We start from the raw sequence: 7911 nt of genomic DNA on the forward strand, positions 1-7911 counted from the left end.
AGCGTGATCTGGCCTTCTGGATCGAGGGTTACTACAACCGCGAACGGCGCCATTCAACGATCGGTTACCTCAGCCCGATCGACTGTGAGCAGAGGTTCATCGCGACCTCTACACTCACTCCTGTGAACCCCTGATCAGGGTCCACGGAATCGGGGGAACCCCATTGTTGCCGTGACCACCACTTGCGGGCGGTGCGCTCACTGAACCCGTGGTCAGCGGCCAGTTGAGCGAGGCTCCTGCCCTCATCGAGATGCTGCCGAATCAGGCGCTCCCGACCAATCGGTGTCAGCCGGAGCAACCTGGTGGTACTACACAGTTAGGGGGCAGCTTCCGGCATCGTCAGTATGATCAGCATTGCTGACCCCTAGGATCAGCCTATGAGAAGATTCAACAGGCCATCACGGCGCCGTCGGCGCAGGGTGACGATCAGACCCGGCCACGCCCCTCCTGTGAAAAGGCCGGCAATCTCCTACGGCCTCATGGCGGCAATCACCCTGTTGCTGGTCGCCGTACCGATCCTGCTCTACAGCCAACAGCATTCCGGTAATCATCCCTTCAAGATGCGCAGGGAAATGCGCAAGTTCTGAACATAGTCAGAGATGGATGGCGCCGGCATATGCTTACTGGCCCGAAGGGATTGGGCGTGGAGCCTTGTCCTTGAAACCGGGGGAACCCCAGACTGATCCCGCGGCCCCCGTCAGTTCTGGCCTGAGCGCTGTGGCCCGGCCAGGGCATCGCGCAGCTTGGCTGTGTTGCCGCTCAGCAGCTGATCGCCGCTGCGTACACCTTGCAAGATCTCCGCGCGGTTGGCTGACTGCTGGCCCACCACCACTGGCACAGCCTGCACTGTTCCGCGTTGATAGCCGAACACCACCGCTGAGCCATTGACCAGTTGCACGGCATCAGCCGGCACCGAGTAGCGCTGCTGCGAGGACGGCACCTGGATGAAGGCCGTCACCGCTGTGCCCGTCGGTGGCATCGGCTCATCCACCGTCTGGGCGCGCACCACGGTGACCCGACTCCCGCTGCCGCTGTCGGGGGCCACGGCAACGACGCGGGCGCGTAGATCCCGTGCTCCCGCTTTCACCCGCAGCAGCTGGCCGTTCGCCAGGTTGGCGGCAAGCACCGGCGACACCAGGAAGCGCAGTTCTCTCCCCCGCGCATCACTGATCTGCGCCACCTCGTCTCCGGCTTGGAGCACCGCGCCGGGTGAGGTCTTCACAGCAGCGACCTGGCCGCTGATGGGGCTCCGGATCAGCAGGCGTCCCATCCCATCGGGGCGTCCGATCGCCGCGGCCTTGGCTGTCGCTCCCTGCGCGGCTGCCCCTGCCGTCACGCTGGCGATGCGACGGCTCTCCAGCTCCTGAGCCGACAGTGCTCCTTGGCGAGCCATCGGCAGGGCCAGGCGGTATTGATAAGCCAGCGATTGCGCCGTGGCCTGGGCCGCCTCCGCATCGGCCCGCACCACGGCCGCATCGGCACTCTGCACTTCAGCGATTGGCTCGTCGGCACGCACGGTTGTGCCTGGTGCCACCAACAGGCGCACAACGCGGCCCGCCACCGGCATGCCCACGTTGGAGCGGGCTCCTACTGCCGCTTCCACAAAACCTGAGATCGGGCGTTCCGTGCCCGTGCTCACCTCCGGGCGCACGATGCTGAGGCCCGAACGCCGTAGTTCTTCTTCGCTGAGGGCGATGGTGCCAGCAGGTTCAGCAACGTCTGCCGCCGATCCCGCGGGCGGGGCGGCAGGCCCGCCGCCGTGGCGCCCCAGGCCGACCCCCAGCAGCAGTGATCCGGCGATCGCCAGGGAAAGCAGCACCCTGGGCTGTCGTAGGGGTTCCGTGATCCGCCTGAGGCTCGGGTTCATGGCTGGGACGGAGCGAGAGCAGGAGACGGGGCAGATGCAGGGGGCAACAGCCAGTGGCCAAAATGGGCATAGAGCGCGGGAATCACCAGCAGCGTCAGCGCCGTGGAGGTGATAAGGCCGCCGAGCACCACCACCGCCAGGGGCTGCAGGATTTCGTTGCCGGCTCCGAAGGCCAAGGCCAGCGGCAGGGCACCCAGCGCGGATGAGAGCGCGGTCATCAAGATCGCGTTCAAGCGCTCGAGGCTTCCTTCGCGGATCACCTCGCCCAGGGGTTGCCCTGCTCCGTGGCGGCGGTTGTAGTTGTCCACCAGCAGCAGGCCGTTGCGCACAGCGATGCCGAACAGGGTGATGAAGCCGATCAGCGAGGCGATCGACAACACACCACCGGTGAGCACCACCGCCACCACCCCGCCGATCAGGGCCAGGGGCAGGTTGAACATGATCGCCACGGTGGCCGGCAGCGACTTCACCGAGGCCACCATCAGCACGCTGATCACCACGGCGGCCACCAGGCTGTAGAAGATCAGGCTGGCGGTGGCCCGTTCCTCCGATTCGAACTGGCCGCCGTAGCGAACTGCGTACCCCTGGGGCAGACGCACCTCCCGAGTGATCGTGCGTTGGATGTCCTTGACGACTGTGCCGAGGGGCCGGCCGCTGACGTTGGCGGACACCACGATCAAGCGGGATACGTCTTCCCGGTTGACGACATTGGAGCCCAGGCCTTCCTCGATCCAGGCGACGCTTCCCAGCGGCACAGTCATGCCATTGGTGAAGGCCACTGGCACCGATCGGATCGCCTCGAGGGTCTGGCGGGCGTTCTCCTGCAGCTGCACCAGCACATCGCTGCGCACACCGCTTTCCACCACGTGGCCCACCACCTTGCCGTTGAGGGCGATCTCCACTGCCTGCGACAGCTCCTCCACCGTCAGCCCCAGGGCGGCAGCCAGGGGACGGTCGTAGTGGATCTGCACCTGGGGAATGGGTAGCTGGGGCTCCAGCTGCAGATCCACCACGCCATCAATCGGCTTGATCGCTTGTTCCACGGCCTCACCGATGCGGCGCAGCTCGCCCAGGTCGGTGCCGTAGATCTTGATGGCGATGGCGCTACGCACGCCCGAGAGCACCTCATCCATGCGGTGCGAAATGAAGCCACCGATGTTGGGGGCCACGCCGGGCAACCGCAGGAAGGCCTGGCGCAGCTCGGCAATTGCAGCGGGCCGATTGGTCATCGCCTGATCGCTCAGTTCCACATCCACGTGGGCCAGGTTCACGCCAGCCCCGTCGGCATCGCCGGGAGCCCTGCCTGTGCGTACCTGCACCCAGTCGAACAGGGGGTTGTTCTGCAGCGAACGGGTAAGGGCCAGGCCAGCCCGGTTGGTCATCTCCAACGACACCCCCGGATAGAGCACCATCGAATTCACCAGTGATTTCTCACGGAATTCCGGCAGGAACACGCGCCCCAGGGAGGGCAGCACCAGGGGGGTAGCCACCACCAGGGCCAGTGCAATCGCCAGCACCCGACGGGGTGAGCGCAGCACCAGATCGAGGATGGGCCGGTAGAGCCGTTCGGCCTGAGTGGGCAGCCAGGTGTTCTCCGCCGGCAGCTGCACGGGTGCCAGCAGGATCGCGCACAGAGCCGGCGAGAGGGTCACCGCCACCAACGTGGAGGCCGCGATCGAAAACAGATAGGCCAGGCCCATCGGCGCGAAGATGCGCCCTTCCACGCCGGTGAGCGAAAAGATCGGCGCAAACACCACCACGATGATCACGGTGGAGAACAGCACCGGTTGGCGCACCTCTACCGAGGTGTCAAACACCACCTGCAGGGGCGATTGGGGGGTGCTGCTCGCCTGGTTGCGGCGCAGTCCCCGGTAGCAGTTCTCCATGTCGACGATCGAGTCGTCGACCACCGAGCCGATCGCCACCACCAGCCCGCCCAGGGTCATGGTGTTGATGCCGAGGCCCGTGGCCTTCATCACCATCAGGCCGATCAGCAGCGAGAGGGGAATGGCGCTGAGGCTGATCACGGCAGCACGCCAGTTCATCAGGAACAGCACGATCACCACCGAAACGATCACCACCCCCTGCAGCAGTGACTCACTCACATTGCGGATGGCGCTGTCGATGAAGTTGCTCTGGCGGAAGGTCTGCTGGATCTGCACATCCGCCGGCAGGGTGCGGTTGAGTTCGGCCAGGCGCTGCTCCACCGCCCGGGTCACCGTGGGGGTGTCCACATCGGGCTGTTTGGTCACCATCAGCACCACGGCAGGCTTGCCGTTGAAGCTGGCGTCGCCCCGTTTGAGCGCCGCGCCGCGCTTCACCTCGGCAAGGGTGGAGAGCAGCACCGGCTGCCCCTGCGCGTTGGGCACTGCTGCATCGGCCAGATCGCTCACCTGGGTGATCTGGGCCAGGGGGCGAATCAACCGCTCCTGCCCCCCACCGATCAGAAAGCCGCCTGGGCTGGTGGCCATGGCCGAACCAACGCCTTCCATCACCGCTTGGAGCGAGACGTTCTGCACCTGCAGCTCCTGCGGGTCAAGCAGCACCTGAAATTGCTGCTCATCGCCGCCGTAGATCGTCACCTGGGCTACGCCGGGCACCGCCAGGATCGACTGGCGGTAGGAGCGCAGCACCAGCTGCTGCAGATCCATCAGCGAGGTGGCGCCATCGCCTTTCACTGTGAAGGCCACCTGCAGGATCGTGCCGAGTGGTGAAACCAGTGGCGAAAGTTCGGGAGCACCGGCATTGGCGGGCAGCTGGGGGGTCACCTGCTGCACCCGCTCCGCCACGGATTGGCGGGCGCGATAGATGTCGGCGTTCTGGTTGAACACCACCTGCACCATCGACAGCCCTGGCTTGGAGGAGGAGCGCACGGTCTCCACCCCCGCGATGCCGTTCACGGCCGATTCAATCGGCAACGTGATCCGCGTCTCCACCTCCTCGGGCGAAAGACCATCGGCGCTGGTCTGCACATCCACCTGGGGCGGGGCAAACGGCGGGAACACATCGAGGGGGATCTGGCCCACGGCCAGCACACCCCAGATGCTGATGACGAACGCAGCAGCAACGATCAACCAGCGGCGGGCGATCGAAAACCGCAGCGTGGAGTTGAGCAGCCGCTCAAGCATCCGTCTTCTTGCGGCGGCTCAGCCAGATGGCTCCAGCGGCCAGCACTACAACGCCACCGGCGGCCAGGGCTGGCATAGGCAGGCCCGCATTGCTGGCCGTTTTGTTGTCCTCCTGCGCGCCTGCCTTGTTGTCCGCCGCTGCAGGCTCGGCCTGTTGGGTCTTCAGCGACTCGGCGTAGAGCGATAGCGCGCCGGAGATCACTACGTCATCGGTGGGATCGATGCCCTCCGTCACCACCACGCTGTCGCCTTGGCTGGCGCCGGTCTTCACAACCACCGGGTCGTAGGTCTTCTCCGTCTGCACGAACAGCAGAGGCTTGCCGTTGGCATCCACTAGCGCAGTGGATGGCACCGAGAGCCCGTCTGGGCCCTGTTCCGGCTTGGCGGTGGCCACCCCCAGCAGCCCATCGCTCTCGGCATTGCGCTGCACCTGACGCGCATCGCCTTGCTGCTGGAACTCATCGCCGTGGCCCACATGGGCCACGGCGATGGGGGTTGCGATGGGGATAGCGAATAGTGCAGTGGTGCAAAGGCTGGCGTTGGCAGCCAGCTGAAGGATCCGGTTGACCAAGGGCCCAGGGGTGCGGCGGATGGGCGCAGGTTGGCGCAAGCGGGATGAAAAACAGGTGAAATCGCCTGTGCTGCCTAGCATCTGCCAGCCGGAGTCCACCTTTAATGCCGCTGCGGATCCTGCTGGTGGAAGACGAGGGGGATCTGGCCTCCGCCATCCAGACGGTGCTGCAGCGCCAGGGCCATGTGGTGGATCACTGCCGGGGTGGCCTTCAGGCCTGGACCCTCCTTACCGGGGAACTGGCTCGCTACGACCTGGCGATCCTCGATTGGATGCTGCCGGATCTGAGCGGCCTTGAGCTCTGCCGCCGTGCTCGGGCCGCTGGGCTGGGCCTACCGCTGCTGTTGCTCACGGCCCGTAGCGAAACGGCGGATCGGGTGGAAGGTCTCGATGCCGGCGCCGACGATTACCTCAGCAAGCCCTTCGCGATGGAGGAACTGCTCGCCCGGGTGCGGGCGCTGCAGCGCCGCCACCCGGGCTATCGGGAGCCACTGTTGGAAGCAGGTGGCTACCGGCTGGATCACACCACAGGACAACTGCTGGTGGCCACGCCAACCGGGCAGGTGAGCGTGGAGCTCTCGGGAAAGGAGCAGCAGTTGATGGCTTTTTTCCTGGAGCACCCCGGCCAGATCATTGCGGGCTCGCGGTTGCGAAATCAGCTGTGGGACTTGCACCACGACCCGGTGAGCAACGTGGTTGCGGCCCAGGTGCGCCTGCTGCGGCGCAAGCTGGCGGCCCATGGCCTGCCCTCGCCGATCGAAACAGTGCATGCCAAGGGGTATCGCTTTGACCCAAAAGCAGGGATGGAGCCTTGACTAGTCTCCGTTTGCCTGCACAGCGGTTGCTGTGGCGCGCCCGGCTCCGGTTGGCTGGCCTATCGCTGCTGGTGATGGGCTCGCTGCTCTACGGCGCCGGTTTTGCCATGGGCCGGCTCCTGTTGCAAAGCCAGGAAGCAGCGATCCGCCGGGAGTTGGAGACCCTGGCCGGCACCCTGCACGACAGCCTCAAACCCGCTCTGCCGCATGAGGCCCAGCCTTCCGACTCTCTGGCGGCGGTGCTGCCGGGGCTGTGCCTGGCGGGTGAACCCTGCAGGCCGCCCGTCGATTTGATTCATCGTCATGCGAGCAGTGCCACAGATTCCGATCGCTTCAAGTTGCGGGTGCTCGATCAGAGCGGAGGCCTGATTGCTCGATCCCCGGAGCCACTGCCGCAGGCCCCGGAACCTGGACAACTGGGCTGGTCGATGACAGGTGGTCGCAGCACGGGGCGCTGGGGCACATACACCATCCACTTGCACCACGCCCACAACCCAGGCGAGCCCACTTGGGGCTACCTGCAGATCTCCCTAAGCCTGGCGCATCTCGATGCCGAAGCTCGCCAGCTGTGGTGGCTTGGGCATGCAGTCTTTCTCCTGGCCATGCTGGCGATGGCTGCTGCCAGCTGGTGGCTGGCAGGTCTGGCCATGGCTCCGCTGCTGGAGGCTTATCGGCGTCAGGAGCAATTCAGCTCCGATGTTGCCCATGAGCTGCGCACGCCCCTGGCCAACCTGCTGGCGGTGGTGGAAGCCGAGCGCGGTGCAGCTGCGCAGGCGGATCCATCGGTAATCGCCAGCCTGAACCGGGTGTTGGTCCAGGGCCAGCGATTACAACGGCTGATCGCCGATCTGCTGCTGTTGGCCAGCCTGGAGCAGCCCAGCCCGCTGGAGACGCACAAGCCTTGCCGGATTGCTGAATGCCTGGAGGATCTCATCGAAGACTTCAGCGAAACAGCCCATGCGAGGGGGGTGACTCTCCAGTTGCAGGTCAGCGCTGCCAACGAAGTGGTGAGCGGTCTGGAGAGCGAATTGGTGCGGCTCCTGGCCAACCTGCTCAGCAACGCCATCCAGCACAGTCCGCCCGGCGGTGTTGTGCTTGTGGATCTTCAGCGGCAGGGATCAGAGCTGCGTGTCGTCGTGACCGATCAGGGGCCAGGAATGTCTGAGGGCGAGCAGGAGCGGATCTTTGAGCGCTTCTATCGCAGCGATTCCAGTCGATCGCGCCAATCCGGTGGCACGGGGTTGGGGCTGGCGATCGCCCAGGCTATCGCTGTGCGTCATCAAGGCCGGCTCTCCGTGCAGAGCACCACGGGCGCCGGCAGCACCTTCCTGCTTCAGATGCCAGTGCTGGTTTGAGCTAGGAGTTTGTCGTGGATAGAGCAGAGCCTCGCAGCTGACCAGACGAATGCGGTTGCTCAGCCGAACTGGCGCGCCTCTTTGATTGGCATTCGCTTCTCGCTGGTGCCGAGCGATTCAGCCCTGGTGGCCATCACGACCATGGCCAGAGCCCCTCATCCGCTCGCGAGTAACA

7 protein-coding genes are annotated in these 7911 nt (G+C 65.4%); 3 read left to right on the forward strand and 4 right to left on the reverse strand.

The window, feature by feature from the left end; all coding sequences use genetic code 11:
• Positions 1 to 64: 64 nt before the first annotated feature.
• Complete coding sequence (locus FPZ61_RS16040) at positions 65 to 298, reverse strand: leucine zipper domain-containing protein (protein ID WP_185467434.1); 234 nt, start codon at positions 296 to 298, stop codon at positions 65 to 67.
• A gap of 121 nt (positions 299 to 419) precedes the next feature.
• Between FPZ61_RS16040 and FPZ61_RS15075 the strand changes: the two genes are divergently transcribed.
• Positions 420 to 587 carry a hypothetical protein gene (locus tag FPZ61_RS15075; RefSeq protein WP_185467435.1) on the forward strand — a complete coding sequence of 56 codons (168 nt, stop codon included), beginning with the start codon at positions 420 to 422 and terminating at the stop codon, positions 585 to 587.
• A 110-nt stretch (positions 588 to 697) separates the two neighbouring features.
• Here the strand turns inward: FPZ61_RS15075 and FPZ61_RS15080 are convergent, their stop codons facing one another.
• From FPZ61_RS15080 to FPZ61_RS15090, 3 genes are read right to left on the reverse strand one after another with little or no spacing between them, the layout of a single operon-like run.
• Positions 698 to 1867 (reverse strand): efflux RND transporter periplasmic adaptor subunit, encoded by a 1170-nt coding sequence (locus FPZ61_RS15080; RefSeq protein ID WP_185467436.1) that lies wholly within the window; start codon positions 1865 to 1867, stop codon positions 698 to 700.
• Entirely contained in the window at positions 1864 to 4995 is a 3132-nt protein-coding gene (locus FPZ61_RS15085; RefSeq protein ID WP_185467437.1) for an efflux RND transporter permease subunit, read from the reverse strand. The genes FPZ61_RS15080 and FPZ61_RS15085 overlap by 4 nt, the downstream gene beginning before the upstream one ends.
• Positions 4988 to 5566 carry a hypothetical protein gene (locus FPZ61_RS15090; protein ID WP_221630217.1) on the reverse strand — a complete coding sequence of 193 codons (579 nt, stop codon included), beginning with the start codon at positions 5564 to 5566 and terminating at the stop codon, positions 4988 to 4990. The genes FPZ61_RS15085 and FPZ61_RS15090 overlap by 8 nt, the downstream gene beginning before the upstream one ends.
• 110 nt (positions 5567 to 5676) lie before the next feature.
• Between FPZ61_RS15090 and rppA the strand changes: the two genes are divergently transcribed.
• The gene (rppA, locus tag FPZ61_RS15095) at positions 5677 to 6381 is read left to right on the forward strand and encodes a two-component system response regulator RppA (RefSeq protein ID WP_221630218.1); all 705 of its coding nucleotides are present in this window, start codon (positions 5677 to 5679) and stop codon (positions 6379 to 6381) included.
• Positions 6378 to 7736 (forward strand): two-component system sensor histidine kinase RppB, encoded by a 1359-nt coding sequence (rppB, locus tag FPZ61_RS15100; protein WP_185467439.1) that lies wholly within the window; start codon positions 6378 to 6380, stop codon positions 7734 to 7736. The genes rppA and rppB overlap by 4 nt, the downstream gene beginning before the upstream one ends.
• Positions 7737 to 7911 lie beyond the last annotated feature (175 nt).

The sequence above is a fragment of the Synechococcus sp. BSA11S genome, assembly GCF_014224355.1.
In the GTDB taxonomy this organism is placed as follows: Bacteria; Cyanobacteriota; Cyanobacteriia; order PCC-6307; family Cyanobiaceae; genus Regnicoccus_A.